Origin of the sequence: Plantactinospora endophytica (assembly GCF_016862915.1) — a bacterium.
Lineage (GTDB): Bacteria > Actinomycetota > Actinomycetes > Mycobacteriales > Micromonosporaceae > Plantactinospora > Plantactinospora endophytica.
Genome location: NZ_BONW01000012.1, coordinates 20,592 through 46,930 on the forward strand (window position 1 = coordinate 20,592; position 26,339 = coordinate 46,930).

At 72.3% G+C, this 26,339-nt stretch carries 26 protein-coding genes; 12 read left to right on the plus strand and 14 right to left on the minus strand.

All coding sequences use genetic code 11. The annotated features are described in order from the left end of the window. The first annotated feature begins 7 nt into the window (after positions 1-7). A complete protein-coding gene (gene tatC, locus Pen02_RS12210; RefSeq protein ID WP_203866105.1) occupies positions 8-955 on the plus strand; it encodes a twin-arginine translocase subunit TatC in 948 nt (315 codons plus the stop codon). A 35-nt stretch (positions 956-990) separates the two neighbouring features. Continuing rightward, positions 991-1,941: a diacylglycerol kinase family protein gene (locus Pen02_RS12215; protein WP_203866106.1), complete on the plus strand. Its 951-nt coding sequence runs from the start codon at positions 991-993 to the stop codon at positions 1,939-1,941. A gap of 270 nt (positions 1,942-2,211) precedes the next feature. On the opposite strand, the gene Pen02_RS12220 is transcribed toward Pen02_RS12215, so the two are convergent. Beyond that, positions 2,212-2,988 carry an HAD family hydrolase gene (locus tag Pen02_RS12220; RefSeq protein ID WP_372445604.1) on the minus strand — a complete coding sequence of 259 codons (777 nt, stop codon included), beginning with the start codon at positions 2,986-2,988 and terminating at the stop codon, positions 2,212-2,214. A gap of 86 nt (positions 2,989-3,074) precedes the next feature. On the opposite strand from Pen02_RS12220, the gene Pen02_RS12225 reads away from it, so the two are divergent. Both Pen02_RS12225 and Pen02_RS12230 read left to right on the plus strand, forming a co-directional pair. Then, positions 3,075-5,855 carry a DEAD/DEAH box helicase gene (locus Pen02_RS12225; RefSeq protein ID WP_203866107.1) on the plus strand — a complete coding sequence of 927 codons (2,781 nt, stop codon included), beginning with the start codon at positions 3,075-3,077 and terminating at the stop codon, positions 5,853-5,855. Positions 5,856-6,068: 213 nt separating this feature from the next. Further along, a complete protein-coding gene (locus Pen02_RS12230) occupies positions 6,069-6,962 on the plus strand; it encodes an MHYT domain-containing protein (protein ID WP_203866108.1) in 894 nt (297 codons plus the stop codon). Between the two features lie 148 nt (positions 6,963-7,110). On the opposite strand, the gene Pen02_RS12235 is transcribed toward Pen02_RS12230, so the two are convergent. Continuing rightward, positions 7,111-8,040 (minus strand): 5'-3' exonuclease, encoded by a 930-nt coding sequence (locus Pen02_RS12235; RefSeq protein ID WP_203866109.1) that lies wholly within the window; start codon positions 8,038-8,040, stop codon positions 7,111-7,113. Between the two features lie 80 nt (positions 8,041-8,120). Then, positions 8,121-8,585: a DUF6069 family protein gene (locus Pen02_RS12240; RefSeq protein ID WP_203866110.1), complete on the minus strand. Its 465-nt coding sequence runs from the start codon at positions 8,583-8,585 to the stop codon at positions 8,121-8,123. Positions 8,586-8,815: 230 nt separating this feature from the next. On the opposite strand from Pen02_RS12240, the gene Pen02_RS12245 reads away from it, so the two are divergent. The 3 genes from Pen02_RS12245 (at position 8,816) to Pen02_RS12255 (ending at position 11,692) form a co-directional block, all read left to right on the plus strand. Beyond that, complete coding sequence (locus tag Pen02_RS12245; RefSeq protein WP_203866111.1) at positions 8,816-9,928, plus strand: M24 family metallopeptidase; 1,113 nt, start codon at positions 8,816-8,818, stop codon at positions 9,926-9,928. Continuing rightward, on the plus strand, positions 9,925-11,064 hold the full coding sequence (locus Pen02_RS12250; RefSeq protein WP_203866112.1) for an acyl-CoA dehydrogenase family protein: 1,140 nt from the start codon (positions 9,925-9,927) through the stop codon (positions 11,062-11,064). The genes Pen02_RS12245 and Pen02_RS12250 overlap by 4 nt, the downstream gene beginning before the upstream one ends. Positions 11,065-11,167: 103 nt before the next feature. Further along, the gene (locus Pen02_RS12255; protein WP_203866113.1) at positions 11,168-11,692 is read left to right on the plus strand and encodes an Lrp/AsnC family transcriptional regulator; all 525 of its coding nucleotides are present in this window, start codon (positions 11,168-11,170) and stop codon (positions 11,690-11,692) included. Here Pen02_RS12255 and Pen02_RS12260 read toward each other — a convergent pair. Together Pen02_RS12260 and Pen02_RS12265 are read right to left on the minus strand one after the other, a co-directional pair. Next, positions 11,604-12,233, minus strand: coding sequence for a histidine phosphatase family protein (locus Pen02_RS12260; protein WP_203866114.1), 630 nt, complete (start codon positions 12,231-12,233; stop codon positions 11,604-11,606). The genes Pen02_RS12255 and Pen02_RS12260 overlap by 89 nt on opposite strands. 8 nt (positions 12,234-12,241) lie before the next feature. Continuing rightward, entirely contained in the window at positions 12,242-12,454 is a 213-nt protein-coding gene (locus tag Pen02_RS12265) for a hypothetical protein (RefSeq protein ID WP_203866115.1), read from the minus strand. 366 nt (positions 12,455-12,820) lie between these two features. On the opposite strand from Pen02_RS12265, the gene Pen02_RS12270 reads away from it, so the two are divergent. Genes Pen02_RS12270 through Pen02_RS12280 form a run of 3 tightly spaced genes read left to right on the plus strand, consistent with a single transcriptional unit; the run spans position 12,821 to position 15,367 of the window. Then, positions 12,821-13,651, plus strand: coding sequence for a basic amino acid ABC transporter substrate-binding protein (locus Pen02_RS12270; protein ID WP_203866116.1), 831 nt, complete (start codon positions 12,821-12,823; stop codon positions 13,649-13,651). A gap of 57 nt (positions 13,652-13,708) precedes the next feature. Continuing rightward, the gene (locus Pen02_RS12275; RefSeq protein WP_203866117.1) at positions 13,709-14,572 is read left to right on the plus strand and encodes an amino acid ABC transporter permease; all 864 of its coding nucleotides are present in this window, start codon (positions 13,709-13,711) and stop codon (positions 14,570-14,572) included. 6 nt (positions 14,573-14,578) lie between these two features. Next, positions 14,579-15,367 (plus strand): amino acid ABC transporter ATP-binding protein, encoded by a 789-nt coding sequence (locus Pen02_RS12280; RefSeq protein ID WP_203866118.1) that lies wholly within the window; start codon positions 14,579-14,581, stop codon positions 15,365-15,367. Here the strand turns inward: Pen02_RS12280 and Pen02_RS12285 are convergent. Next, positions 15,364-16,611 carry a DUF2786 domain-containing protein gene (locus Pen02_RS12285; RefSeq protein ID WP_239140519.1) on the minus strand — a complete coding sequence of 416 codons (1,248 nt, stop codon included), beginning with the start codon at positions 16,609-16,611 and terminating at the stop codon, positions 15,364-15,366. The genes Pen02_RS12280 and Pen02_RS12285 overlap by 4 nt on opposite strands. A gap of 277 nt (positions 16,612-16,888) precedes the next feature. On the opposite strand from Pen02_RS12285, the gene Pen02_RS12290 reads away from it, so the two are divergent. Further along, positions 16,889-18,151: an endonuclease/exonuclease/phosphatase family protein gene (locus Pen02_RS12290; protein WP_203866119.1), complete on the plus strand. Its 1,263-nt coding sequence runs from the start codon at positions 16,889-16,891 to the stop codon at positions 18,149-18,151. Between the two features lie 51 nt (positions 18,152-18,202). Here the strand turns inward: Pen02_RS12290 and Pen02_RS12295 are convergent, their stop codons facing one another. Beyond that, positions 18,203-18,652, minus strand: a complete 450-nt coding sequence (locus Pen02_RS12295; RefSeq protein ID WP_203866120.1) for a carbohydrate-binding protein — start codon at positions 18,650-18,652, stop codon at positions 18,203-18,205. A gap of 150 nt (positions 18,653-18,802) precedes the next feature. Between Pen02_RS12295 and Pen02_RS12300 the strand changes: the two genes are divergently transcribed. Then, complete coding sequence (locus Pen02_RS12300; RefSeq protein ID WP_203866121.1) at positions 18,803-19,435, plus strand: hypothetical protein; 633 nt, start codon at positions 18,803-18,805, stop codon at positions 19,433-19,435. 120 nt (positions 19,436-19,555) lie between these two features. Here the strand turns inward: Pen02_RS12300 and Pen02_RS12305 are convergent, their stop codons facing one another. The 7 genes from Pen02_RS12305 to Pen02_RS12335 all read right to left on the minus strand — a co-directional run bounded on the left by Pen02_RS12305 (position 19,556) and on the right by Pen02_RS12335 (position 26,216). Further along, positions 19,556-20,227: a DNA alkylation repair protein gene (locus Pen02_RS12305; RefSeq protein ID WP_239140522.1), complete on the minus strand. Its 672-nt coding sequence runs from the start codon at positions 20,225-20,227 to the stop codon at positions 19,556-19,558. 164 nt (positions 20,228-20,391) lie between these two features. Next, entirely contained in the window at positions 20,392-21,033 is a 642-nt protein-coding gene (locus Pen02_RS12310) for a hypothetical protein (protein WP_203866122.1), read from the minus strand. 150 nt (positions 21,034-21,183) lie between these two features. Further along, positions 21,184-22,329: a GDSL-type esterase/lipase family protein gene (locus Pen02_RS12315; RefSeq protein ID WP_203866123.1), complete on the minus strand. Its 1,146-nt coding sequence runs from the start codon at positions 22,327-22,329 to the stop codon at positions 21,184-21,186. Further along, positions 22,326-23,321, minus strand: a complete 996-nt coding sequence (locus Pen02_RS12320; RefSeq protein WP_239140524.1) for an NADPH:quinone reductase — start codon at positions 23,319-23,321, stop codon at positions 22,326-22,328. Before Pen02_RS12320 ends, Pen02_RS12315 begins: the two co-directional genes overlap by 4 nt. After that, positions 23,321-23,620, minus strand: a complete 300-nt coding sequence (locus Pen02_RS12325) for a hypothetical protein (protein ID WP_203866125.1) — start codon at positions 23,618-23,620, stop codon at positions 23,321-23,323. The genes Pen02_RS12320 and Pen02_RS12325 overlap by 1 nt, the downstream gene beginning before the upstream one ends. Positions 23,621-23,649: 29 nt before the next feature. After that, positions 23,650-24,255 (minus strand): TetR/AcrR family transcriptional regulator, encoded by a 606-nt coding sequence (locus Pen02_RS12330; protein ID WP_203866126.1) that lies wholly within the window; start codon positions 24,253-24,255, stop codon positions 23,650-23,652. 500 nt (positions 24,256-24,755) lie between these two features. Beyond that, positions 24,756-26,216, minus strand: coding sequence for a glycoside hydrolase (locus Pen02_RS12335; protein ID WP_203866127.1), 1,461 nt, complete (start codon positions 26,214-26,216; stop codon positions 24,756-24,758). Between the last annotated feature and the right edge of the window lie 123 nt (positions 26,217-26,339).

The following is a 26,339-nucleotide window of genomic DNA, read 5'->3' on the forward strand; positions in this document are numbered from 1 at the left end:
CGTACCCGTGGCCTTCGCCCTGCGCCGGCGCGGTCGGAGCAACTTCGAGCGGGCCTCCGACGGCTCGATGACGCTGATCGAGCACATCCGGGAGCTGCGTAACCGGCTGTTCAAAGCCTCCCTTGGCATCGTGGTCGGCTTCGGCCTCGGTATCTGGCTGGCCAGCGACGTCCGGCACCTGCTCCAGCAGCCGTACTGCGAGCTCGACGGTTCGGTGGTGGACGGCAAGTGCCAGTTCACCCAGCTCGGCCCGGCAGACATCCTGCTGCTCGACCTCAAGATCGCACTCTGGGTCGGGTTGATCATCGCGGCACCGGTCTGGCTCTACCAGCTCTGGGCGTTCATCGCCCCCGGCCTGCACCGGCACGAGCGGAAGTACGCCTACATCTTCACCGCGTTGGCCGCCCCGCTCTTCGCGGCCGGTGCGGTGCTGGCGTTCTTCGTGGTCTCCAAGGGTTTGGAGTTCCTGGTCGGCCTGGCCGGCGACGACGTCGCCAACACGCTGGAGATCACCCGCTACATCTCGTTCGTCACGAACATGATCCTGATGTTCGGGGTGGCGTTCGAGTTCCCGTTGATCGTCCTGATGCTCAACTTCGTCGGGCTGGTGACCGGCCGGAAGATGCTCGGCTGGTGGCGGATCGCCGTCTTCGTGTTCTTCCTCTTCTCGGCGATCGTCACGCCCACCCCGGACCCGTTCGGGATGACCGCGCTGGCCATCTGCCTCTGCGCGCTCTACTTCGCGGCGGTCGGGGTGGCGATGCTCAACGACCGGCGCAAGGGGCGTGGTAAGGAGATCTACTCCGGGCTGGACGACGACGAGGTCTCACCGCTGAACGTGGAGCCGGAGCCGGTCACCGCCGGTGAGCGGGTCGACGCCGTCACGCCGGTCACCGCACCGGACCCGGTCGCCGCGCCGCAACCGATCGACCGGCGCTACGACGACATGACCTGAGCGGATCTGTCGGAGGCGGCACGGCGAGCGGTACGGTGCTCGCCGTGACCGCCAATGATCTTCCCAGCGCCGGTGTCGCCGGTCGACTGGCCGACGGGCACCTGGCGGTACTCGCCAACCCGACCGCCGGACGCGGTCGGTACCGGGGACTGCTGCCGGCCGTACTCGATCGGTTGGGTGCGGCGGGGCGGCCGGTACGGCTACTCGAAGCCGGCAGTGCCGCGCAGGCCGGCGCGGCCTGCCGGGCCGCGGTCGCGGACGGTGCCGCCGCCCTGGTGACGGTCGGCGGTGACGGCACGGTGCATCTCGGGCTCCAGGCGGTGGCCGGCACCGGGGTCGCCTTCGGTCCGGTACCGGCCGGCACCGGCAACGACTTCGCGGTCGGCACCGGCTTTCCGGCCGACCCGCTCGCGGCGGTCGAGGTGATCGCCAGCGCGGTCGCCGCCGGCCGCACCCGCCCGGCCGACCTGGCCCGGATGACCGGGGCGGACGGCACCGGGCGGTGGTACGGCGCGGTGCTGGCGGCCGGCTTCGACGCGCTCGTGAACGAGCGGGCGAACCGGATGTCCTGGCCGCGTGGGCCGCGCCGGTACGACCTGGCCATCCTGGTCGAGTTGGCCCGGCTCCGCCCCCGCCGCTACCTGCTCCGGCTCGACGGTGTGGCCCGGGAACTCGACGCGGTGCTGGTGGCGGTCGGCAACTGCGCCAGCTACGGCGGGGGGATGCGGATCTGCCCGACGGCCGACCCGACCGACGGGCTGCTCGACGTGGTCTACGCCGGCCCGATCGGCCGGACGACGCTGACCCGGATCAAGCCCCGGGTCTACCGGGGCACCCACCTCGGGCATCCGATGGTGCACACCCAACGGGTCCGTACGCTCGAAATCGTCGCCGAGGACATCGTCGGGTACGCCGACGGCGAGCGCGCCCTCCCGCTGCCGGTCACCGTGACCGCCGTCCCCGGTGCCGTACACCTGCTGCGCTGATCGCCTGGGGCACCGCTGCCGGCGGTGGCCGGGCCGAGCGGCGGTCGCCGGGCCGAGCTGGGCACACCCGTGCACGAGACTGTCGAGCTGCCCCGTTCGTGCTCCCGCCCGACGCGGGCTGGTCAGCGGCCGTTCGCGAGCGCCAGGTCCGGGTTCGTGATCCCGCGCGACGCGGGCTGGTCAGCGACCGTCCGCGAGCGCCAGGTCCGGTCAGCGACCATCCGCGAGCGCCAGGTCCGGTCAGCGGCCATCCGGAAGCGCCAGGTCCGGTCAGCGGCCGTTCGCGAGCGCCAGGTCCACGGCGGCGGTCAGCCCGTTGGCCCGGCCGGCCTCGGCCGCCGGCAGCACCAGCACGGCACAACCGGCGCTCACCGCCCCGGCGTCGGCCGGGGTGTCGCCGACCATCAGGGCCCGCTCCGAGTCGACGCCGAGCAGGCCACAGGCCCGGTAGAAGATCGCCGGGTCCGGTTTGCAGCGCCCCACCTCGTAGGAGAGCACGAACGCGTCGACCAGGTCGGTGAGCTGCCAGGCGTCGAAGAGCGGCCGGAGATCGAACCCGATGTTGCTGACCACCGCCACCGGCACCTTGGCGGCGCGCAGTGCGCGCAGGGTCGCCTCGGTGTCCGCGTACGGGACCCAGCCGTCGGGGACCAGGAGACGGTCGTAGAGGGCCTCGGCGAGGCCGCTCACCCCGCTGTCGACCGTGTCGGCCAGCCCCACGAAGGCGGCCCGGTGGGCGGGACCGTAGAGGTCCCGTTCCGCCCACACCTCGGCCAGGTGCGGGGGTACCCGGGTCGGCAGCGGGCCACCGGCCCGGCCGGCCATCACCAGCCGGTCGGCCAGCGCGGTCGCCCGGGTACGGTCCAGCGTCGTCCCGCAGGCCGCGGCGGCGGCCTGTACCCAGGCGACCGGCTCCTCCACCTGGGCGAGGGTGCCGTGGAAGTCGAAGAGCACCGCGTCCACCGGGCGCCGGGGTGGCGTTGCGGGGGCGGGCTCGGCGGCTCCGTTCGACGTACGAGGCTTGGGCGGTTCGGCATGGTCCGGCACGTCGTGCACCCTACCGACCGGCTCCCGGGGGCCCGCCTTACGGCCTGCCGGCGTGCGACCACCCGGTACGCATTAATCTTGGGTTCATGTCGAGCCCTGCCGAGCGGTACGCCGCGGCGCGCCGCCGGGCCGCGCAGGCCAGCATGTTCCCCGCGCTTGACGAGTTCGCCCAGCAACTGGGGTTCGATCTCGACGACTTCCAGCGTGAGGCCTGCCAGGCGTTGGAGCGGGGCAGCGGTGTCCTGGTCTGTGCCCCGACCGGCGCCGGCAAGACCGTCGTCGGCGAGTTCGCGGTGCATCTGGCGCTGCGCTCCGGTGCCGATCCGGACGGGGTGCCCCGGAAGTGCTTCTACACGACGCCGATCAAGGCACTCTCGAACCAGAAGTACCACGACCTGGTGGACCGGTACGGCTCGGCGCAGGTCGGGCTGCTGACCGGGGACAACGCGATCAACGGCGACGCGCCGGTGGTGGTGATGACCACCGAGGTGCTGCGGAACATGCTCTACGCGGGCTCGTCGAGCCTGACCGGGCTGGCCTACGTGGTGATGGACGAGGTGCACTACCTCGCCGACCGGTTCCGGGGCGGGGTCTGGGAAGAGGTGATCATCCACCTGCCGGAGTCGGTGACCCTGGTGTCACTCTCGGCCACCGTCTCCAACGCGGAGGAGTTCGCCGACTGGCTGGTCACCGTACGCGGTGAGACCGAGGTGGTGGTCAGCGAGCACCGGCCGGTGCCGCTCTGGCAGCACATGCTGGTCAACCGGCGGATGTTCGACCTGTTCCACGACGCCGACGCCGCCCGCAAGCACGACGTGCACCCGGAACTGCTCCGCTACACCCGGGAGATGTTGCGCCGGCTCGAACTCGGCGACGGCCGTACGCACGGGCCGGGGTGGGGGCGCAGCGGACCCAAGGGACCCCGCTGGCGTGGACCGCTCCGGGCCGACATCGTCGAACGGCTCGACCGGGAGGGGTTGCTGCCGGCGATCCTGTTCATCTTCAGCCGGGCCGGCTGCGACGCCGCCGTGGCGCAGTGTCTGGCCGCCGGGCTGCGGCTGACCAGCCCGGACGAGCGGGCCGAGATCCGCCGGGTGGTGGAGAGCCGGATCACCAGCGTGCCGGGCGAGGACCTGGCCGTGCTCGGCTACTGGGAGTGGCTCGACGGGCTGGAGCGCGGGCTGGCCGCCCACCACGCCGGAATGCTGCCGGCGTTCAAGGAGGTGGTCGAGGAGCTGTTCGTGCGCGGTCTGGTGAAGGCGGTCTTCGCCACCGAGACGCTGGCGCTCGGCATCAACATGCCGGCCCGGTGCGTGGTGCTGGAACGGCTGGTCAAGTTCAACGGCGAGGCGCACGTCGACCTGACGCCGGGGGAGTACACCCAGCTCACCGGGCGGGCCGGTCGACGGGGCATCGACGTCGAGGGGCACGCCGTCGTGGTCTGGTCGCCGGAGGTCGATCCCCGGCACGTGGCCGGGCTCGCCTCGACGCGTACCTATCCGCTGCGGTCGAGTTTCCGGCCGTCGTACAACATGGCGGTGAACCTGGTCGGGTCGGTCGGTGCGGCGCCGGCCCGGGAGCTGCTGGAGTCGTCGTTCGCGCAGTTCCAGGCGGACCGGTCGGTGGTCGGGCTGGCCCGGCAGGTGCAGCGCAACGTCGAGACCGTCGAGGCGTACGGCGCGGAGGTGCGCTGTCACCACGGGGACTTCGACGAGTACTTCGGGCTGCGGCTGGCGATCGCCGACCGGGAGCAGGCGCTGGCCCGACAGGGTCAGTCCCAGCGTCGGGCGGCGACCCTGGCCGCGCTGGAGCGGCTGCGGGTCGGTGACGTGATCCGGGTGCCGTCGGGCCGGCGGGCCGGGCTGGCCGTGGTGCTCGACCCGGGCGTGGGCGGGTTCGGCGAGCCCCGCCCGCTGGTGCTGACCCAGGACCGCTGGGCCGGCCGGATCACCCCCGGCGACTTCACCACCCCGGCGGAGGTGCTGGCCCGGATCCGGGTACCGAAGCACTTCAACCACCGTTCGCCGGCCGCCCGCCGGGATCTCGCGGCGGCGGTCAGCGGCACCGGGCTGGACCGGCACGCCCGGCGCGGTGGCCGGTCCCGGGGCGGTGCGGGCGAGGACGAGCGGCTCACCCAGCTCCGGGCCGAACTGCGCCGGCACCCCTGCCACGGCTGCCCGGACCGGGAGGAGCACGCCCGCTGGGCGGAGCGCCGCCGTCGCCTCGAACGGGACACCGACGAGCTGCGCCAGCGGGTCGCCGGGCGTACCGGATCGTTGACCCGGACCTTCGACCGGGTCTGCGGCATCCTCACCGCCCGGGGCTACCTGTCGGAGGCCGGCGAGGTGACCGACGCGGGCCGGATGCTCGGCCGGATCTGGACCGAGGCGGACCTGCTGGTGGCGGAGTGCCTGCGGCGCGGGGTCTGGGCCGGACTCTCCCCGTCGGAGCTGGCCGCCGCCGTCTCGGTGGTGGTCTACGAGGCGCGTCGGGACACCGACGAGCGGGCCTCGGTGCCCCGGGGGCCGGTCTCCGACGCGGTCGGCGAGACGTTGAAGATCTGGGCCGAGCTGGAGTCCGACGAGGCGGCCCGGGGGCTGGAGGCGACCCGGGAGCCCGACCTCGGCTTCGTCTGGCCGGTGTACCGGTGGGCCCGGGGCGAGGCGCTGGCGAAGGTGCTGGCCAGTGGCCACAACCTGGACGGCGACATGCCGGCCGGCGACTTCGTCCGGTGGGCCCGGCAGGTGGTGGACCTGCTCGGGCAGGTCGCGGACTCGACCGGTGCCTCGGTCGAGCTGCGCGGTACCGCGCGGCAGGCGATGGCGACAATCAACCGAGGGGTACTCGCCTACCACGGCGCCACCTGACGGGCGGATCGAGCCGGGCTCGACCGTTCGGCCAGCCGGCGACTTCCGTCAGGACAGCCGGCGCTCCTCCGCTGATGATCTTTACGGTCAGCCTGACCACGCCCCGTCGGCCGGCAGATGCGCCCGAACGCACCGTTGTTACTGCTCGGACCGCAAGTGATCATCATGCGCGGGCGCGGAACCGCCGTGCGACGGCGCGAGGAGATCACCGACATGGCCAGTATCGACCACTTCCAGTACGGCCCGATCACGCCCCTGCTGAGCTACGGCCTCTCCGTCCTCGGCTCGTTCCTGGGGCTGCTCTGCGCCGTACGGGTCCGGGAGGCCCGGTCGACGGGTCGCCGGATCTGGTGGTTGATCCTCGCCTCCTGGGCGATCGGCGGTACGGCGATCTGGACCATGCACTTCACCGCCATGCTCGGCTTCAACGTCCCCGGTACCCCGATCCGCTACGACGTGGCGGTGACCGTGGCGAGCGCCCTGGTGGCCGTACTCGCCGTCGGGGTGGGACTGGTCGCGGCGGTCTTCGCCGGGCAGGTCTCCTGGCCCCGGCTGCTGCTCGGCGGGATGTTCGCCGGGCTCGGCGTGGCCGGTATGCACTACATGGGCATGTCGGCGCTACAACTGCGCGGGCGGATCGACTACGAGGGGTCGCTGGTGGCGGTGTCGGTGCTGATCGCGGTGATCGCCGCGACCGCCGCGCTCTGGCTGGCCGTGCACGTACGCGGCACCCGGGCGGTGACCGGGGCCGCCTTCGTGATGGGGTTCGCGGTCAGCGGCATGCACTACACCGGGATGGCCGCGATGTCGGTGCAGCACCAGCCGTCGGCTCCGACGCCGAACGGTGCCAGCGGGGCCAACCTGCTGCTGCCGATCATGCTGATCGTCATCTTCGTGGCGTTCGTACTCTTCTACGCGCTGCTGGCCACCCCGACCGAGGACGACCGGGCGGCGTCGGCCTACCTGGCGGACCGGGCCGCCGAACGGCTCGCCGCCGACCGGGCGGCCGAACGGCACGCCGAGGAGCAGGCCGCCGAGCGTGCTGCCGAGCGGGCCGTGCAGACGTCCGGCCCGGGTCGCCGGTTCAGGACCCGCCAGCCCTTCTGAGCCCCGGCGAGGGTCGCGACCGCGCTGCGGCCACGCCAGGTCCGGACCATCTCCACCAGCAGCTCCACCGTCCGCAGACCGCACGTCATCACCTCCTGCGCAGGCCGTGCCCGCACACCGGCACGTCCTGCCCTCGGTGCCGGACCGGTCAGGCCGAGACCGTGTTGCCGGCGAGGGCGTCGACCAGGCGGCGGCACGGGCCGGCGAGGTTCCACTGTTCGGCGAGCGCGAGCAGCCGGTCGGGGTCGACCGGTGCCGTCGGCAGTGTGGGGTCGAGCGGCGGCAGCGGCACGTCCAGGGCGACCCGGACCACCGTCGGCGCCACGGCCAGGTAGTCCCGGGCGGCGTTCAGCTTGCCCCGCAGCCCGGGCGCGAAACCGGAGGCCGGATCGTCGAGGGCGGTGAGGATGCCGTCCAGGCTGCCGTACCGGTCGACCAGCCGGGCCGCTGTCTTGTCGCCGACGCCGGCCACCCCCGGCAGGCCGTCGCTGGGGTCGCCGCGCAGCGCGGCGAAGTCGGCGTACCCGGCGGCCGGCACGCCGTACTTGGCTCGGACGGCGGCGTCGTCGCAGTCCTCCAGTTTGGCGACGCCGCGCCCGCAGTAGAGCAGCCGCACCGGCCGGTCGTCGTCGACGAGTTGGAACAGGTCCCGGTCGCCGGAGACCACCTCCACCGGTGCCGGCGAGCTGGTGGCGAGCGTGCCGAGTACGTCGTCGGCCTCGTAGCCGTCCACGCCGATCGCCGGAATGCCGATCGCGGCCAGCAGTTCGAGGATCAGCGGCACCTGCGGGGAGAGGGTGTCCGGCACCACCTCGCCACCCTCCGGGGCCACCCGGTGCGCCTTGTACGTCGGCAGCAGCGCCACCCGCCAGGCCGGGCGCCAGTCGTAGTCGAGGGCGCAGACCAGCCGGTCGGGCCGGCGGGTGCGGATCAGCGTGGCCAGCATGTCCAGGAAGCCCCGGACGGCGTTGACCGGGCTGCCGTCCGGTGCCTTCGCGGCCGACTCCGGGATGCCGAAGTAGGCCCTGAAGTAGAGGCTCGGGGCGTCGATGAGGAGCAGGGGGCGGCTGTCGTTCACCCGGACAGCCTGGCACAGCCCCGCCCGACCCCGCCGCAGGGCGTACGGCGGCGGGTCGGGCGGGGCTGTGCGCGTCGGGTTCAACGGCGGACCGGGGTGTGGCGCAGCATCGGGACCAGCGCGGCGGCGACCACGACGTGCATCACGCCCAGCAGGATCTTGGTGTCCGTGGTGGCCAGTTCGATGCCGAGCGGGACGAAGGACAGGACCAGGACCACGGTCGCCAGCCCGGTCCAGATCGCCCGGGCGTGCCGGGTGAAGCGTTCCAGCAGGGCCAGCGTGCCCCAGCCGAGCAGCCCGAACACGGCGGTGATGACGGCGATCTCGGCCACGATCAGCGGGTGCGGCACCGGGTTGCCCGGGTCGGTCAGCACGAAGTCCGTGCCGAGGGCGCGACCGCCCAGGTAGATCGCGCTGTTGCCGAGCACCGCGGCACCGACGGCGAGGAGCCGGAACCTCCGGACCCGGCCCCTGCCCGGGTTGGCGTCCGTGGCGCTGGCGGTGTCGGCCGGGGTGTGCGGCTGGGCGGCGGTGATGGTGGTCATCTCGGACTCCTCGGGTTCGTCGCTGTGCGGGGCTTGCGGTGCCTGGCGGCGGTGCCGGCCATGGGAGAACTCTGTCACCGACAACTTTTATTGTCAAGACATCTCGCCTTGTCGGTTGGCGACCGCCTGACGGGGGTGCTTTCCGGCGGACATCGCCCTGGCCGGCGGGCGCACGGGTCGGGGCAGTCCCGCCGGTCGATTCGGCCCGAACGACCGTTAAGCTGTCGGATGTGGGTGACGAAGACCTCTATCCGCCGTACCGGCTTGCGGCGGCGCAGAAAGCCACCGCCGAAGCGGGCCTGGACGCCCTGCTCATTCCGCCCGGCTCCGACCTGCGCTATCTGACCGGCTACCACGCGCACGCCCTCGAACGGCTCACCTGCCTCGTACTGCCGGCCACCGGTGAGCCGACCCTCGTCGTACCGACCCTGGAGCGGCCGGCCGCCGAGGCGTCCCCGGCGCCCCGCACGGGCGTACGCATCGTCGACCATCCGGACGGCACCGACCCGTACCCGCTGGTCGTGGCCGCCCTCGGCGGGCCGGTCGGTGCGGTCGGGCTCGGCGACCGGATGTGGGCCGAGCAGGTCCTCGCGCTGCGTGCCGCGCTGCCCGGCAGCACCCAGCGGCTGGCCGGCGAGGTGCTGCGGGCCCTGCGGCTGCGCAAGTCGCCGGCCGAGGTGGCGGCACTGCGCGAGGCCGGCGCGGCGATCGACGCGGTACACGCCCGGATGGCCGAGTGGCTGCGCCCCGGCCGCACCGAGGCGCAGGTCGCGGCGGACATCTCGGTCGCGATCCGGGAGGCCGGGCACGCCACCGCCGACTTCGCCATCGTCGCCGCCGGCCCGAACGGCGCCAGCCCGCACCACGGCACCTCCGACCGGGTGATCGGCGCCGGCGAACCGGTGGTCGTCGACATCGGCGGGACGATGCCCTCCGGCTACTGCTCGGACTCCACCCGCTGCTACGTCGTCGGCACCCCGCCGGCCGACTACACCGACTACTACCAGGTGCTGCACGAGGCACAGCGGGCCGCCGTCGGCGCGGTCCGGCCCGGGGTCAGCGCGGCGGCGGTCGACTCGGTCGCCCGCGAGGTCATCGCCGACGCCGGCTACGGCGCCGCCTTCCTGCACCGCACCGGGCACGGGATCGGGCTGGACGGGCACGAGGATCCGTACCTGGTCGCCGGCAACGAGCTGCCGCTCGAACCGGGGATGGCGTTCTCGATCGAGCCGGGGATCTACCTGGCCGGCCGGCACGGCGCCCGGATCGAGGACATCGTGGTCTGCACCCCGGACGGGGTGGAGCGGCTGAACACCGTCTCCCGAGAGCTGGTGCGGCTATGAGCGTCGACCGGATCCTGCCCACCGACGAGGCGTACGAACTGCTGGACCTCGTCACCGAACTCGCCGACCGGGAACTCGCGCCCCGGGCCGCCGACTTCGAGCAGCGTGGCGTCTTTCCCCGGGAGGTGCTGCGTACCCTCGGCCGGGCCGGACTGCTCGGCCTGCCGTACCCGGAGGAGTACGGCGGCGCGGCCCAGCCGTACGAGGTCTACCTCCAGGTGCTGGAGATCCTGGCCAGCCGGTGGCTGGCGGTGGCCGAGGCGGTGAGCGTGCACACCCTGTCCTGCTACCCGGTGGCCAGCTACGGCGGCGAGCAGGTACGCAAGCTGCTGCCCGACATGATCGGCGGCGAACTGCTCGGCGCGTACTGCCTGTCGGAGCCGCAGGGCGGCTCCGACGCGGCGGCGCTGACCACCCGGGCCACCCGGGACGGCGACGACTACCTGGTCACCGGCACCAAGGCCTGGATCACGCACGCCGGCAGCGCCGACTTCTACAACGTTTTCTGCCGTACCGGCGGCCCCGGCGCCCGGGGCATCTCCTGCCTGCTCGCCGACGCCGGCACCGCCGGAATCGCGCCGCAGACCCCCGAGCGGACCATGGGGCTGCGCGCGTCACCGATCGCGCAGATCGCCTTCGACGACGCGCGGGTGCCGGCCGGCCGGCTGGTCGGCGCCGAGGGGGAGGGCTTCCGGATCGCGCTGTCGGCGCTGGACAGCGGCCGGCTCGGCATCGCCGCCTGCGCGGTCGGGCTGGCCCAGGCGGCGCTGGACTACGCGGTCGACTACGCCCGGCAACGGGAGCAGTTCGGCCAGCCGATTATCGACTTCCAGGGGCTGGGCTTCCTGCTGGCCGACTCGGCGACCCAGGTGTCGGCGGCCCGGGCGTTGACCCTGGCGGCGGCGCGGTTGCGGGACGCGGGCCGGCCGTACTCGATCGAGGCGGCCAAGGCGAAGCTCTTCGCCACCGACGCGGCGATGCGGGTCACCACCGACGCCGTCCAGGTGCTCGGCGGGGCCGGCTACGTCGCCGACCACCCGGTCGAGCGGTACATGCGGGAGGCGAAGGTGCTCCAGATCGTCGAGGGGACCAACCAGATCCAGCGGCTGGTGATAGCCCGCTCGCTGGCCCGCTGAGCCGACGGTCGGGCCGCCGCCAGCTATCGACCTGATAACGTGCTGCGGCGGCACGGCCTGTCCCACGTCGTCCGGAACGCTCTTTACCGGTAGGTTTCACGCCGTGGAGGAGACCGATCGGGCCATCGTGGCGGCTCTGGCCGCCGACGGCCGGCTGTCGTACACGGATCTGGCCGAGCGGGTGGGGCTGTCGGTGTCCGCCGTGCACCAGCGGGTCCGCCGGCTGGAGCAGCGCGGCGTGATCAAGGGGTACGCGGCGCGGATCGCGTTCGAGGCGATCGACCTGCCGTTGAGCGCCTTCGTGGCGATCCGCCCGCTGGACCCCTCACAGCCGGACGACGCCCCGGACCGGCTGGCCCACCTGCCGGAGATCGACTCGTGCTACTCGGTGGCGGGGGAGGACTTCTACCTGCTGCTGGTCCGGGTGGCCAGTCCGGTCGACCTGGAACGTGTGCTCCAGGAGATCCGTACCGCCGCGAACGTCACCACCCGGACCACCGTGGTCCTCTCCATCCCGTACGAGAGCCGCCCGCCGAAACTCAGCTTGGTGTCGAAGGTCGCTGCGGAAACGGCGGCTCCCCGGCTGCGGGCCCTGCCGCCCGACCCGGCGAGTTCCAGCGCAGGATGACCGGTCGGCCGTGCTCGTAGCCGAGCGCGGAGACGGTGGCGGTGTCCAGGCGCAGCCGGCCGCCGTCCGCCGGGGACAGTCCGATCCACCGTGCCCCGGCCACCCGCAGGCTGTGCCCATGCGCGACCAGGGCCACGTCACCGGTGTCCAGCAGCGCGGTCGCCCGGGCGAGTACCCGGTCCAGCCGGGCACCGACCTGCTCCGGGGACTCGCCGCCGGGGCAGCCGTCGGTCCAGAGCACCCAGTCGAGGCGCTCCCGCCGGATCTGTTCGCTGGTCAGCCCCTCGTACTCGCCGTAGTTCCACTCGCCGAGGTCCTCGTCGACCTCGGTCACGGTCAGCCCGGCGAGCTCGGCGGTACGCAGGGCCCGCCGCCGGGGGCTGCAGAGTACGGCGGCGAAGTTGCGTCCGTCGAGTTCCCGCGCGACCTCGCGGGCCTGGCGTTCACCGTCCGGCGTCAGTTCCAGATCCGTGAACGAGGTGTGCCGGTGGCTGGCACTCCAGGCGGTCTGACCGTGGCGGACGAGGACGATCTCTGGCATCCGTCCAGTCAACCAGGGCCACCGCCGACGGTGTCGTCCCCACCCGCGATGCCGAGGGTTCCGGTCGGCCCGGAACCGGGGCAGGTGCACGGCAGCCCGTACGAGTCGTACTCGGTGCAGCCCTCGTCGGTGTGCGCGCTGTACGGGTGCGACTGGCCGTAGTGACTGCACTCGCAGGACGGGTCGTCGGCCGTCCGGCCGGACGGGGCGTCGTCGATCATGCGTTCGCTCCGGGGGATAGGGATCGGATGTCGGTCGTGGCCGGAACGGCGGTCAGCGGCTCCGGGGCCGAGGTTTGTCTGCACCTGAGACTTCGTGGCGGGGCTCGGAGTCACGGGTTCCGCCGGAAAACTTCGGTCGGGCGCGCCGGACGCGCCGTGTCCGGCGGTCCGCTGGCGCGCCGCCGGCCAGCGGGTGGGGAGGTCCGCCCGGTGTCCGGCGGTCCGTGGTCGTGCCGCCGGTGAGCCGGTGCGGGAGGTCCGCCTGGTGTCCGGTGCCGGTGCGGGCTGACGTGCGGTTCTTGCCATCTGGATCGTGGCTTAACCTATGGGGAAGATATGTTTTGCTCGACTGGGGAGGATGCGCGGATGGCGAAGCTTCGAGGTGCCCGCCGTGGTGCGGCGCTGGCCATGGGTACGGTGTTGGCGGTCACCGGTCTGGTCGGCTGCGCGAAGGAGGACACCGGCGGTACCACCGCCGACGGCGTGCAACTGGTGAAGACCGGCAAGCTCACCACCTGCACCCACCTGCCGTACTCGCCGTTCCAGTCCAAGGACGCCAGCGGCAAGGTGGTCGGGTTCGACGTCGACATCGTCGACCTCGCCGCCAAGAAGCTCGGCGTGACGCAGGAGATCGTCGACACCCCGTTCGAGGGGATCAAGTCCGGCGCCGACCTCAACTCCGGCAAATGCGACGTGGCCGCCGCCGGGATGACCATCACCGAGCCCCGCAAGCAGGTGCTGGACTTCAGTGCGCCGTACTTCGACGCCACCCAGGCGCTGGTGGTGCCGGTCGGGAAGTCGTACAAGGCGCTCGCGGACCTGGTCGGCAAGCGGCTCGGGGTGCAGGGCGCCACCACCGGAGAGGACTACGTCAAGCAGCAGGTCCAGCAGCAGAACCTCAAGATCGAGGTGGTCTCCTACAAGGACCTGGCCGCCGCGCAGCAGGCGCTCGTCACCGGGCAGATCGAGGCGGCCGTCGGCGACCTGCCGGTCTGGAACGAGTACGTCACGAAGAACCCCGGCAAGGCGGTCGTCGCCGGCGGCTTCGACACCGGCGAGCAGTACGGTCTGGCGGTCAAGAAGGGCGGCAACCCGAAGCTGCTGGAGACCATCAACCAGGCCCTCGCCGAGGCCCGGGCCGACGGCAGCTATGACAAGATCTACGAGAAGTGGATCGGTGCGAAGCCGACCGTCTGACCGACTCCGGCCCGACGACGTCGCGCGGTGGTCACCGCCGCGTGATCTGGGGGAGGCATGGCAGATCCTGAGACACTGACGACCGGGGCCGAGGCTCGACCGGCCCCGGTCCTGTCGCCTCCCCGGCGACGGCTGGGCCGCCGGCAGCGGCAGCGGTTCTGGCGACTGGCCGGCTACCTGGTCTTCGCCGCCGTACTGCTCACCGTGGTGGCGGCGGCCGACTGGGGCCGGCTCGCCGACTCGTTCTTCCGGCCGGACGTCGCCGGGGAGATGTTCCCCGAGGCGATCACGGTCGCACTGCGCAACACCATCGTCTACACGCTGCTGGCGTTCGCCTTCGGGTTGGCGCTCGGCCTGGTGCTGGCCCTGATGCGACTCTCGTCCATCGGGCCGTACCGCTGGTTCGCCACCGGCTACATCGAGCTGTTCCGGGGACTGCCCTCGCTGCTGGTGCTGTTCATGGTCGGCTACGGCGTACCGCTCGCCTTCCCCGACCGGGAGATCCCCGGCGGCGTGTACGGCGCGGTCACCGTCGGCCTCGGCGCGACCGCCGCCGCCTACATGGCGGAGACGATCCGGGCCGGGATCCAGGCCGTGCCGAAGGGACAGCTCGAGGCGGCCCGTACCCTCGGCATGTCCCATCCCCGGGCGATGGTCTCGATCGTGCTGCCGCAGGCGTTCCGGATCGTCATCCCGCCGCTGACCAACGAGATCATCCTGCTCACCAAGGACACCTCGCTGGCGTACGTGCTGGGGGTGACCGCGACCACCATCGAGCTGACGAAGTTCGCCGGCGACGCCCTCAACACCCAGGTCAACCCGACCCCGCTGGTGGTCGCCGGCCTGCTCTACCTGGCGATCACGCTGCCGCTGTCACAACTGGTCCGGTGGCTGGAACGCCGGTCCGCGAAGGAGAGGTGACCGGCGGTGCCCGCGATCGAGATCCGTGACCTGCGCAAGTCGTTCGGCAGGTTGGAGGTGCTGCGCGGCATCGACCTGTCGGTGGAGACCGGCGAGGTCGTCTGCGTGATCGGGCCGTCCGGGTCGGGCAAGTCCACCCTGCTGCGCTGCGTCAACCTGCTCGAAGAGCCGTCCAGCGGTTCGGTGCACGTCGACGGGGTGGAGGTCACCGACCCGGACTGCGACATCGACGCCGTACGGCGCCGGATCGGCATGGTCTTCCAACAGTTCAACCTCTTCGGCCACCTGCGGGTACGGGACAACCTCACCATCGCGCAGCGCCGGGTGCTCCACCGGTCCAGGGCCGAGGCGGAGCGGATCGCGACGGAGAACCTGCACCGGGTGGGCCTGGCCGAGAAGGCCGACGCCTATCCCGCACAGCTCTCCGGCGGGCAGCAGCAGCGGGTCGCCATCGCCCGTGCGCTGGCCATGGACCCCCGGCTGATGCTCTTCGACGAGCCGACCAGCGCGCTCGACCCGGAACTGGTCGGCGAGGTGCTGGCGGTGATGCGTTCGCTCGCCGCCGAGGGCATGACCATGCTGGTCGTCACGCACGAGATGAGCTTCGCCCGGGAGGTCGCGTCCCGGGTGGTCTTCATGGACGGCGGTACGGTCGTCGAGTCCGGTCCGCCGGAGGAGGTCTTCGGCTCGCCACGCGAGGCCCGTACCCGTGAGTTCCTGCACCGGGTGCTCGAACCGACCCGGGTGAGCGAGGCCGAGATCGGCGCGCACGCGTCCGCACCGCTCGCCGGCTAGCGATCCCGGGCCGGCGGTCCGCCCGGCGCGGGGTCGCGGACGGGCAGGGCCGCCCGGTCGGCGGCCCGCTGGCCGGACTCCCAGCCCTCGCGGCTGTCCACCCGGCTGCCCCGGGTACGGACCGTACGCGGGAAGATCCGCCGCATGGTCTCCCGGACCTGCTCGTCCCGGGAGGCCAGCACCGGCAGCAGGTCGGCCGGGTCGACCACCCCGGTTCCGTTCCCCCGACCGGTCACCTCCGCCGTCGCGGCCCGGGCGGCGCCGGCGAGCCGTTCGTCGATCCGCACCGAGAACGCCACCAGGAAGGACTGCCGGAACGCCTTCAGCCGGGCCCGTCCGGCCTTGCCGCCGGGCGGTTCGGTCCGGGCCATCGCCCGGTGCGCCTGCACCAGCAGCGAGGTGTAGAGCAGGTCGACCGCGTCGATGTCGGCGTCGAAGCCGAAGACGGTGCTGAACGCCAACTCCGGCGACCAGACCGTGTGACAGCGGTTGGCCCGGGCGACGGCGTCCAGCAGGGCGGCCTTCTCCTTCTCGTACGGGTGGTCCACGCCGATCCGGCGGGCGAGGGGTACCACCTCCACCGGGTCGGCGGTGCGGGCGACCAGCAGCGCCACGTCGAGGCTGTGCCGGGTGACGAGTTCCTGGGCCTTGGCGGTGTACGCCTCCGCCTCGGCCGGGAAGGTGGTCGACTCCGCCTTGGCCAGCAGGGCGCGTACCCGGTCCGGCAGCCTTCTGTCGAGCCCGGCCGGCCCGACCGGACCCGACCGGTCTGCGGGCGCGGCGGTCCCCGGCGGTGGGACGAGCACCTCGATCGGCGGAAGCGTGGCCAGGACGGTGAGCAGACTCAACACCAGGTCGAGTACGGCCACCCGGTCGAGCCGCCAGCGGGCGGCGACCTCGTCGAGGTACGTCGCGTCCCCGGCCCACCAGACCTGTGCGCCGAGCGTGTCCGCCTGCGCCAGCCACCGCTCGTCGACCGTGTTCCGAGGAAACCGCCGCAGGTGCGCGGCGACCGCGTCGGTCACCAGCGCGGCGTGCTCCGGTCGGCCCCGCCGGGCGACCACCCGGTGCAGCTCGGCCGGCTGCCACCCGCCGCCCCACAGCCGCGCGCACGTTTCGTGCACGGTGGCGACCAACTCCGGGTCGACCTCGGCCGACGGCAGAACGGTCAGTGCGTCCAGCCCGGATTCGTAGTCCACCGCTCCGGCGAGAACCGCCCTGATCCGCTCCCGCACCGCTGCCACCGGCCCAAGGCTACGGACACCGGGCCGGACGGTTCACCGGATACCGCGATCAGTGGCGGCGCACACCGCGTCACCCGTCGACGGCGCACCATCCGGGGTCACCCCTCGGCCCGCGATCGAGCCGTCGGGGATCGTCATGTCCGGGCGGGAGGGCGGACGGCCGGGCGGCGGCGGTGCCCGCCGGGGTGGCGGGACGTGCACTATTCACCTCGTCGCCACCGCGTCGTCGGTGTCCGGCGATAGACACGCGGACGACATCAAACGCCGAGGAGGAACAATGTCCCCCAGTTCCAGGCGAGCCGGCTGGCTGGCGGTCCGCGCGGGAGCGCTCGCCGCCGCCGTCACCGTCGCCGGGCTTCCCGCCGTCGCGTCGCCGGCCCTGGCGCAACGCGGCGACGAGGTGCGGTTCGCCACCTTCAACGCCTCCCTCAACCGTGGTGCCGACGGGGCGCTCCGGTCCGACCTTTCCACCCCGGGCAACACGCAGGCCCGGACGATCGCCGAGATCGTGCAGCGCAGCCGGCCGGACGTACTGCTGATCAACGAGTTCGACTTCGACCCGGTGGCCGCCCGGCTGTTCCAGGACAACTACCTGTCGGTCGGCCAGAACGGCGCCAAGCCGGTGCGGTACCCGTACCGGTTCATCGCGCCGAGCAACACCGGGATCGCCTCCGGCTTCGACCTGAACAACGACGGCACCGTGGTCACCCAGCCGGGCGCGGCCGGGTACGGCGACGACGCGCTCGGCTTCGGCGCCTTCCCCGGCCAGTACGGCATGGTGGTCTACTCCCGCTACCCGATCGACACCCGGCACGCCCGTACCTTCCAGACGTTCCTCTGGAAGGACATGCCGGGTGCGATGCTGCCCGACGACCCCGCGACCGCCACGCCGGCCGACTGGTACTCCCGGGAGGAGTTGGCGGCGGTCCGGCTGTCGTCGAAGAGCCACTGGGACCTGCCGGTCCAGCTCGGTCGCCGGACGGTCCACTTCCTGGTCAGCCACCCGACGCCGCCGGTCTTCGACGGTGCGGAGGACCGCAACGGGCGGCGCAACTTCGACGAGATCCGGTTCTGGGCCGACTACGTGCGGCCGGGCGGCGGCCGGTACATCTACGACGACCGGGGTCAGCGGGGCGGGCTGCGGCCCGGCGCGGAGTTCGTGATCGCCGGGGACCTGAACTCCGACCCCTTCGACGGTGACAGCATCCCGGGTGCGGCACAGCAACTACTGGAGCACCGGTGGATCGACGACCGGTTCGTGCCGTCCAGCGCCGGCGCCGCCGAGGCCGGCGCCGTGCAGGGCGGCGCCAACACCACGCACCGGAGCGCGCCGGTCCAGGACACCGCCGACTTCGCCGACGTGCCGGGGCCGGGCAACCTGCGCGCCGACTACGTGCTTCCGTCGGCGGGGCTGGACGTACGCGGCGGCGGCGTGTTCTGGCCGGTGGCCGGGGATCCGCTGTCCCGGCTGACCGGGACGTTCCCGTTCCCCAGCTCCGATCACCGGCTGGTCTGGCTCGACCTGCGCGTCCGACGCTGACGAGGTAGGGGTACGGGGCTGCCGACCGGCGCGGCCCCGTACCCCGCAGTGTCAGGTCAGTTCGATGTAGTCGAGTTCGGCGTACCCGGTGCCGCAGCCGAACGACGGTGCGCCCTTGGCGAGCCGGATGACGTTGTACCCGGCCCGCAGGTTGACCGTGCTACTGACCGTCGCACCGAACTGGCCCCACGCGCCGGTCGGCGGATAGCTCACCGTGGACCACGCCCCGCCGTTGTACGCGAGCCCGTGCGTCGCGGTGGCTCCGGTGGCGTTGGCGTAGCCGATCCGCATGGTGTACGCCCGGGCGGTCGGCACGTTCACCACGAAGTCGACCCAACTGGTGGTACGCGGATCGCCGGTGTCGTCGATCTGGCCGACGTACGCGCCTGCGGAGGCGCTGGAGTTGCCGAACCGGTTGGCCCGAAAGACGGCGGCGTTCTCCGCCTCGTACCGCTGCTGGTAGCCGGGCACGCCGCTGGTCGGCTCGGAGCCTTGGCACACACGCCGGTCTCCGCCGGGATGGTCGTGCCACCTCCCGTCGAACCCGGTTCGCTGGTTGTGCCGGTCGACGTGACCCTCGCTCCGTAGCCGCCCGCCACGACGGGTGTCCTGGCCGGGCCGCCTCACCAGCGTCTGGAAGAATCCCGGGCCGTGTCGGAAGATCACCCACCCGAGATCGACGAGGACGGGACGATCGTCGAGAGCAGCTATGTCGCCGGCTGCGCGATCGATCCGGAGCTGGCCGGCCAGATCGTCGGGTTGGCCGAGCTGCCCTGGGACGATCCCGGCACCGTCGACCGGGCACTGCGTGACCTCGGCTGGTCCGACGACGACGTACCGGTCGACGAGGCCCGCTTCGTCACCGCCGCCGGTCACGTCGGCTACGGCGACGACTGCCTCTACCTCCCGTTCGCGCACTCCTACTCGGTGGGCGGAGAGCTGTGGCCGGAGGACTTCTGGGGCTCGCTGCCCGGCTGGTCCAGTCAGCGGGGCGCCGGCCGGGAGGAGTTCGACGCGCACCTCGACGCCGCCGTCGACCGGTTCGCCGAACGGCTCGGTCCACCGGAGTGCGACGTCCGGACCGAGGGCCGGCGCCAGGGCATCGGCCGGTACTCGTGGCGCTACGCCGCCTGGCGGCGTGGCGGCAACATCCTCGTGGTCGGCCCAGCCCTCGACGGTTTCTCCTACGGTCAGGACGAGGAGGCCGTCGTCTACCTCGGCGGGTTCGCCCCGGACGCCCCGTTCCCGGCCGCCGCCGACTTCCTCAACCTGATGCGCTGCTAGCGCCAGGTACGGCCGTCGACTCCGGGGACGCGGCCGACCTTCCGACCGATGCGGCCGACGTCTCGACCGCTGCCGGCGACGATCGGCGGTTCTCCGGGCGCGGAGTCCGCCAGCGCGCGGCTACCTCTCCTGCTGGCGGCGCACCAGCTCGGTGATCCAGGTGGGCGCGAACGGGGACGTGCAGCCGGGCGGAGTCGGGTAGTCCTTCAGCACCTCCAGCCGCTCGCCGATGTCGATCGCGCGGGCGCGGTGCACGGCGTGCTCGATCCCGATCTGGGCCAGGCAGTGGTTCATCGCCCACTGCAGGCGGTCCGGGGCGGCCTTCATCTCCGCCTCGATGACGTCGAGCAGTCCCGCGAGGTCGAGGCCCTCGGGCTGCTTGGCCACGCGTTCGGTGGTGAGCGCCCAGCCGGCGCTCGCCACCACCGGGTCCGGGTCGGCAAACCAGGCCAGCCGCAGCTCTTCGGAGTGCGGGTTCTTCTTCACCACGTAGTTCACGAGCCAGTCGTGCACCTTGGGGGCGCGTGCCTCGCGCAGCATGGCGTCCAACTCGGCACGCGTGTACGCCTTCGGCCGGCTGACCAGGATCGCCAGCAGTCTCGCCGCGGTGTCGTCGGTCTTCCAGAGCTGGCGCGCGAGTTCCTGCTGCGTCTTCAGCCGTTTCGCGATCGCGCGCAGCTTGCCGAGGTTCACCCCGTGGTCGTCACCGTGCTTCTCGTTCACCCTGCGTGCCTTCGGGTCCTCGAGCGCCGCCAGCTCGGCCAACACCTCGGCCACCGCCGTCCCGGTCACCTCAGCCTCCTCTCCGTCCGGCCCGGACCGGCCGTTCGCCCGCCACCTCCGCGACGCGTTCTCGCCGCGTTGACGCTGCTGCGAGACGCAGCGTACGACGGACGTCCCCGACCGGCGGCGTCGACCCACGCCCGGGATGACGCCGACCTCGGCCTCTCGCCGAATCAGGTGGCGCTCACCAGCTCGCGGGCGGCGTCGAGCAGTTGTTGCCGTGCCGCCCAGACCTGGTCCACGGTGAGCGCGCGTTTCCGCTCCCACGGGATGCTCCGCCAGATCTGGTGGACCACCGGTCCCTTGCCCTTGTTGCGGGCCCGCCGGTCCAGCTCCCAGACATAGGTCCACAACAGCACCGCGTCGCGCAGCTCCCGGCGGCCTCGGACGAGGTCCCTGGCCTGTGCCTCGGTCATCGGGAGCCGCTGCGAGGCGGCCAGGTGCTTGACCGCGAGGGCCTGGGTCCGACCGAGTGCGGTGCGGTCGGTCGGGCCTTCGGCCGCGTACAGCACGATGCGTGCCGAGACGAGGCGGTTGTCGAACTCCAGGTGTTCGACCCGGAACGAGGTCGAGAAGAACGACGACAGCAGGTTTGCGAACGGGCCGTGCGGGTCGAGTGCCGCGAGTTCGGCCGGCAGTTCGGCGCGGTGCTCCGCGACCCAGGCGGCGGCGGTACCCGGACGCGCGAGGCGTGTCGCGGCGTCGACCGAGAGCAGTCCGGGGTTGTCGACGGAGGCCCGGTCGAGCCACATCAGCAGTTCGTATGCCCTCGCCTGCAGTGTCAACAGCTCCGCGATGTCCGGATAGCCGAGCATTGTCGTCCTCCCGCCGGGAGCCTGCCACACGGATGCCCGGCGTCCAACGGCATTGCCGGTCGGCCCGGGATGTCTGCGGTGCCCAGGAGCCCGCGCCGAAGACTGCGATCCGGGTGGTCACGCGCTCGGCCGTCCGCCGACAGGCGGTCCCTAGAGCGCGAGGTCGGCCAGGTCGACGGCGTCGGCCATCACCTGGGCGCCCCTGTCGTTCAGGTGGATGCCGTCGCCGCTGTCGAGTGCGGGGTGGATGCGGTCGGGGTCATGCGGGTCCGCGACCGCTCGGGCCACGTCGAAAACGGCGTCGACGGCGTCGGTCGTCCGGATCCAGTCGTTCACCTCGCGCCGGACTGCAAGGCCCTCCGGGGTACCGATTTCCGGGCCGGCGCCCGCGAACGGACCGATGGTGGCGAGGAGGATCCGCAGGCCGGCCCGGTGGGCGCGGTCGGCCAGCGTGCCGAAGCCCTCGACGAGGGCGTCGGCGGTGGTCGGCGGCTCGCCCAGTATGCCGGGCAGACCGATGTCGTTGATGCCGAGATGCACCAGTACGTGGGTCAGGGCGGGGATCGAGAGGACGTCGCGGTCGAACCGTGCCAGCGCGTGTTCCCCGGCCCCGTCGCGCAGCAGACGGTTTCCGGCCATGCCCTGGTTGACGACCCAACCTCGATCTAGGCGCCGGTTGAGGAAGTCGACGGAGCGACGATTAGCGCTGGTCGTGGTGCCGACTCCCTCGAACCAGGAGTCGCCGAAGGCCACCGCGATCGCGGTGTCGCGCGGGGCGAGCACGTCGACGCCGGACAGGAAGAACCTGCCCTCCACCCGTTCGGCCCGGGGGAGTGCCGGAGACGTGACCTGGTTCCCGTCGACTGTCCGGGCGACCTCCGCCGGCAGGTGGGAGTAGGTGGCCAGGCCGGTCTTCTCCGGGAGGTAGAGGCTGAGCAGCAGGTCCGTGCCGGCGGCAACGGGGAGGTCGACCGGGTCGGTGACCACCTCCTCGCCGGCCGGGACGACGTACCGGCCGGCGCCGTCGAAGGTGAGCGCCGCCCGCCGGTCACCGACGGCGACCGTCGCGGCCCCGATGGTCAACGGGGTACGCCCGTAGCGGTTCGTCAGGCGTACCCGGAGCGCCTCGCCACCGCCGGCCAGGTGCAGCACCTGACGTACGGTCTGGTCGGCGAAGCCACGGGGTTCGTTGAACCGGACCTGCTGGTAGGGATCGAGTACCGCGGTGCGGAAACCGGCTGCCCAGATCGTGGCCGTTCCGGTGTTCCCGGCCGCACCGGTGCCCAGGTTCGTCATCGCGGGTTTCCGTCGATGTCGAGTACGACCCGGCCCCTGGCCGCGCTCCGTTCGGCCAGTTCGTGTGCCTGGGCGATCTCCGCCAACGGCAGCCGGGCGGCGATCGGGTAGCGCAGGTCACCGGCGACCAGAGCGGCGGTCAGTTCGGTCGCGGCGGCCTCGTTCGCCGGCTCCGGGAAGTCGTCGTTGCTGAGGAACCGGACCGTGATGTTCTTGAAGCCGAGCGGCCAGTACGGGATGCGCGGCTCCGCCTCACCGGTGGCGTAGGTGGCGATCACACCGCCGTACCGGAGGACTTCCAGGTTGGTCGCAAGGTTGGCGTCGAAGGCCAACTCGGCCACCCGGTCGATCGGTTCTCCACCGGTGTGTTCGAGGATCCGCGCGGCCACGTCCCCGCCGGAGGTGTCGACGGCGTGGTGCGCGCCTGCGGCCAGCACCGCGTCGACCTGGTCGGGGGTGCGTACCGTCGCGATCACGGTGGCGCCGCCCCGGCGGGCCACCGCCAACCCGGCCCGGCCGACCGCGCCGAGGGCTCCGGTGACGAGTACCCGCTGACCGGTCACCGGCCCGTCGGCGAAGATCGCCCGGTGCGCGGTGATGCCCGGGATGCCGAGTCCGGCCGCCTGTTCGTACGGCACGTCGGCGGGCAGCGTCACGGCGTGCGCGGCGGGCACCACCGTGTACTCGGCGGCGGTGCCGAACGGGCGGTACGACTGCGCCAGGTAGACCCAGACCCGTTCGCCGACCCGCCCTGGGTCGACACCGGGGCCGACGGCGTCGATCGTCCCGGCGCCGTCGCCGTGCGGGACGACCCGGGGGTACGACATGGTCGACCCCCACCAGCCCTGCCGTTTGCCCAGGTCGCCGACGTGGATTCCGGAGACGGACACCCGGACCCGGACCTCGCCGTCGCCCGGCGACGGATCGGGCAACTCACCGACCTGGAGCACCTCGCGCGCCGGACCCTGCCGGTCGTACCACGCCGCGCGCATCACGCACCCACCGGTTCGGTCGTGGTGCCCTCCTCGACGCTGATCACCTCGTCGATCAGCGAGAAGAACGCCTGGATGCCGGGGCGGTCGCCGCCCCGACGCCGGGACTCGGCGAAGTCCTCGGGCGAGCGCCAGAAGACGATGTCCAGCCAGACGTCCTCGGTCAGCCGGATCAGTCGCGCGCCGAGGAAGCCGGTGCGGTCGGTCTCGAAGTCGCGCAGCATCGCCGGCCGGGTGGCCAGCAGAGTCTCGGCACGTGCTGCGGGCGCGCGGAAACGGGTGATCTCGACGGTGGTCATGGCTCCTCGATCCCTCGGGTATCTGACGGTCAGCCCTCGACGCCCAACATCAGCCGGAGCTGGGTCAGCAGGACGTCGCGGAACTCGGCGGGTGACGGGGTGGGATGGTGCTGGACACGCGAGATGATCAGCCCGGCCAGAGCCGAGAGCAGGAGCTGTGTCACGGCCTCGGCGTCGTGGCGCAGGGTGAACTCACCCCGTTCACCGCCTTCCCGTACGGCGGCCAGGAACGGTGCCCGGTAACGCGCCTGCACCTCCGCGCTGTACTCGCGGAGGTCGTCGTCCCGCATCGCGGATCTCCAGAACTCGACGAGGACCTGCCGGGTGGTCTCGGAGTTGTGCAGACTCCGGTCCACCATCGCGACAAGTCGACGCCACGGATCGGTCTCGGCGGTGGCCACCGTGGCCAGGGCCGCCACCTCCCGGTCGGTGAAGACCTCCATGGCCTCGATGACCATGTCCTCGCGTGAACCGAAGTAGTTCTGCAGCGTGCTGATCGCGACGCCGCTGGCCGCCGAGACGTCCGTGAACCGGGTGTGCTCGTACCCGCGAGCGGCGAGCACTCCTGCGACGGCTTCCAGTACGGCGGCCCGCCTCGCCCCGCCAGCCCGTCGTCTCCGCACCGTCATCGCCATCGCGTCACACCCCGGGCCAGCCTTTCCGACTTGATCACGGCGCCAGACCCGGACCGGTCCCCGTCACCGGGCGGCCGGACAGCACCCCGGACCTGTCCGGCGCGCTGCGGGTACGCGATCCACGGGTCGTCGACCGCCCCGGATGCGTGCTGGTCACGTGCCGGCCGACGGGCTGTCGGCACGGAGATACGGTACCGCCGTACCGACCGGGCCGAGCAATCCCCGACTCCAAGTGTTATCCAGAACACCCGGCTTTGCCCGGCTTGCGCCCGAGCCGGTCCGCCGAGACCTGCGGCAGGCGCCACGCGGCCGAGCGCGTCGTCCGGCCGGCCCGGCCCGGCCCGGCCACACTCCGAGGTCGCCCCGGCCCGCAGCCCCGATCGGATCGTCCGCGCCGTTTCCACACAACTCGGCGGGGCTCCGCCGGGGACGACAGGCGCGCGGCGTCCGGCGCCCCAACGGGCAGCCGACGAGGCGGGATGGTCAGCCAGGGAATCCGATCATGCGCTCACCCCGTCGATTTCGAGGGTCTGCACCGAGGCGGCGGGGAACGCGAGGCTCACCGACTTGCCGTCGAGCCGGACGTCGGCGCGGCGGGTGTAGCGGTCGCTGCCGGCCGGGACGGTGGTCCAGCGGGCCACGCCGCCGGTGACCGTGCCGAAGGCGGACAGGTCGAACGTCAGGGTCTGCGCCGCGCCGGCGTTGACCGCGACGATGACCAGGCGCCGGGCGGCCCGGTCGTAGGCGGCCACCGCGCTGCCGTTGCCGGTGTTGAGGATCCGCATGCCCGCCCGGATGTGCCGGGTGAACTGCGCCAGTACGTAGTACTTCGGCTGGACCGCCCCGGGCGTACGCGTGCCAGGGTTGTACGCGATGGCCGCCCACCCCGCGCTCGGGTCCATCACCTGCCAGTAGACCCAGGCGGTGGGGTGCAGCCAGGTCCAGTCGAGGCACAGGTTCTTGGCCATGGTGATGCCGGTGCCGTCGCTGTCGCCGGTCTCCGAGTTCCAGAGCACCTTGCCGGCCGCGCGGACGTCGTTGTAGAGCAGGTCGCGCCGGCCACCGCTGCCCTGGTAGCCGTGCACGTTCACCTGGCGGACCACCGCCCTGGTCGCGGCGTCGAAGCTGTTCCAGGTGGTGCGGGCGAGGTCGTAGCTGGTCTCGTCGGAGGCCGAGACCGCGACGCCGGGAAGCCCCTGGTTGTCGAGCGCGGTGCGCAGGTGGGCCAGGACCGTGCGCTGGATGCCCGCGTCGATGTGGCAGCCCTCCTGGGTACCCGTCGCGGTCCACCAGTTCGACGACGGCTCGTTGAACGGGTCGACCGTCCGGAAGTTCACCCCCCAGGTATCCCGCGCGCGGCGGGCGGTCACCGCCAGGTGGTGCGCGTGCTGTGCGTAGTTCCAGGACTGGAGGTTGTTGCCGCCACCGGCCGCACCGGACGGGTTGTGGTTGAGGCACATCCACCACATCGGGGAGTTGGCGAACAGTTCGCTGATCGCGCCCCGCTGGGTGGCCTTCACCAGGGCCGCCCGCTGGTTGGCGTCGGCGTTCCAGTTCCACGCCGAGGAGGTCGGGTCGGTGTTGCGCCAGTCCTGCCAGAAGCCCTCGATCTGCTTGAACGCGGGGATGTTGGGCGAGGCCGCCATGGTGGCGCCGTCGACCGAGTTCCAACTACAGGCGCCCAGGTTGTAGCGGGCGATGGTGAGGCCGAGTCCGGGCAGCGTGGTTCCGTTGTACGCCACCGACCTGGTGGTGAAGAAGATGTCGGCGAAGTCGTCCCGGTTGCCGAAGACGTTGGCCCACCAGGCCAGCGAGGTACCCCAGCCCTCCCAGGCACCGAAGTCTGCGGCGGGGGTGACGGTGATGGTGGCGTCCGCCCGCGCGGTGCCACCGCCCAGCAGACTGGTCACCGCGCCCGCGACTGCGCCGGCACCGCCGAGCACGGTCCTTCGTGTGACCATCACGCTCTCCAATCGGTTCGCGGCGGGCGTCGCGGCCGGGATGAGGCTCCGACCCGCACTCCCCGTACCGGGCCGCCACCTTCTCATAGAAGATTTTCGATGTCTAGTAGTTGTCCGAAGGGT

Coding starts and splice junctions, on each gene's coding strand:
- Pen02_RS12325 (WP_203866125.1), bottom strand. CDS start 23,620: ATGACCACCGTCGAGATCACCCGTTTCCGCGCGCCCGCAGCACGTGCC.
- Pen02_RS12225 (WP_203866107.1), top strand. CDS start 3,075: ATGTCGAGCCCTGCCGAGCGGTACGCCGCGGCGCGCCGCCGGGCCGCG.
- Pen02_RS12265 (WP_203866115.1), bottom strand. CDS start 12,454: ATGATCGACGACGCCCCGTCCGGCCGGACGGCCGACGACCCGTCCTGC.
- Pen02_RS12335 (WP_203866127.1), bottom strand. CDS start 26,216: ATGGTCACACGAAGGACCGTGCTCGGCGGTGCCGGCGCAGTCGCGGGC.
- Pen02_RS12330 (WP_203866126.1), bottom strand. CDS start 24,255: ATGGCGATGACGGTGCGGAGACGACGGGCTGGCGGGGCGAGGCGGGCC.
- Pen02_RS12275 (WP_203866117.1), top strand. CDS start 13,709: ATGGCAGATCCTGAGACACTGACGACCGGGGCCGAGGCTCGACCGGCC.
- Pen02_RS12315 (WP_203866123.1), bottom strand. CDS start 22,329: ATGACGAACCTGGGCACCGGTGCGGCCGGGAACACCGGAACGGCCACG.
- Pen02_RS12310 (WP_203866122.1), bottom strand. CDS start 21,033: ATGCTCGGCTATCCGGACATCGCGGAGCTGTTGACACTGCAGGCGAGG.
- Pen02_RS12260 (WP_203866114.1), bottom strand. CDS start 12,233: ATGCCAGAGATCGTCCTCGTCCGCCACGGTCAGACCGCCTGGAGTGCC.
- Pen02_RS12270 (WP_203866116.1), top strand. CDS start 12,821: ATGGCGAAGCTTCGAGGTGCCCGCCGTGGTGCGGCGCTGGCCATGGGT.
- Pen02_RS12290 (WP_203866119.1), top strand. CDS start 16,889: ATGTCCCCCAGTTCCAGGCGAGCCGGCTGGCTGGCGGTCCGCGCGGGA.
- Pen02_RS12240 (WP_203866110.1), bottom strand. CDS start 8,585: ATGACCACCATCACCGCCGCCCAGCCGCACACCCCGGCCGACACCGCC.
- Pen02_RS12250 (WP_203866112.1), top strand. CDS start 9,925: ATGAGCGTCGACCGGATCCTGCCCACCGACGAGGCGTACGAACTGCTG.
- Pen02_RS12320 (WP_239140524.1), bottom strand. CDS start 23,321: ATGCGCGCGGCGTGGTACGACCGGCAGGGTCCGGCGCGCGAGGTGCTC.
- Pen02_RS12230 (WP_203866108.1), top strand. CDS start 6,069: ATGGCCAGTATCGACCACTTCCAGTACGGCCCGATCACGCCCCTGCTG.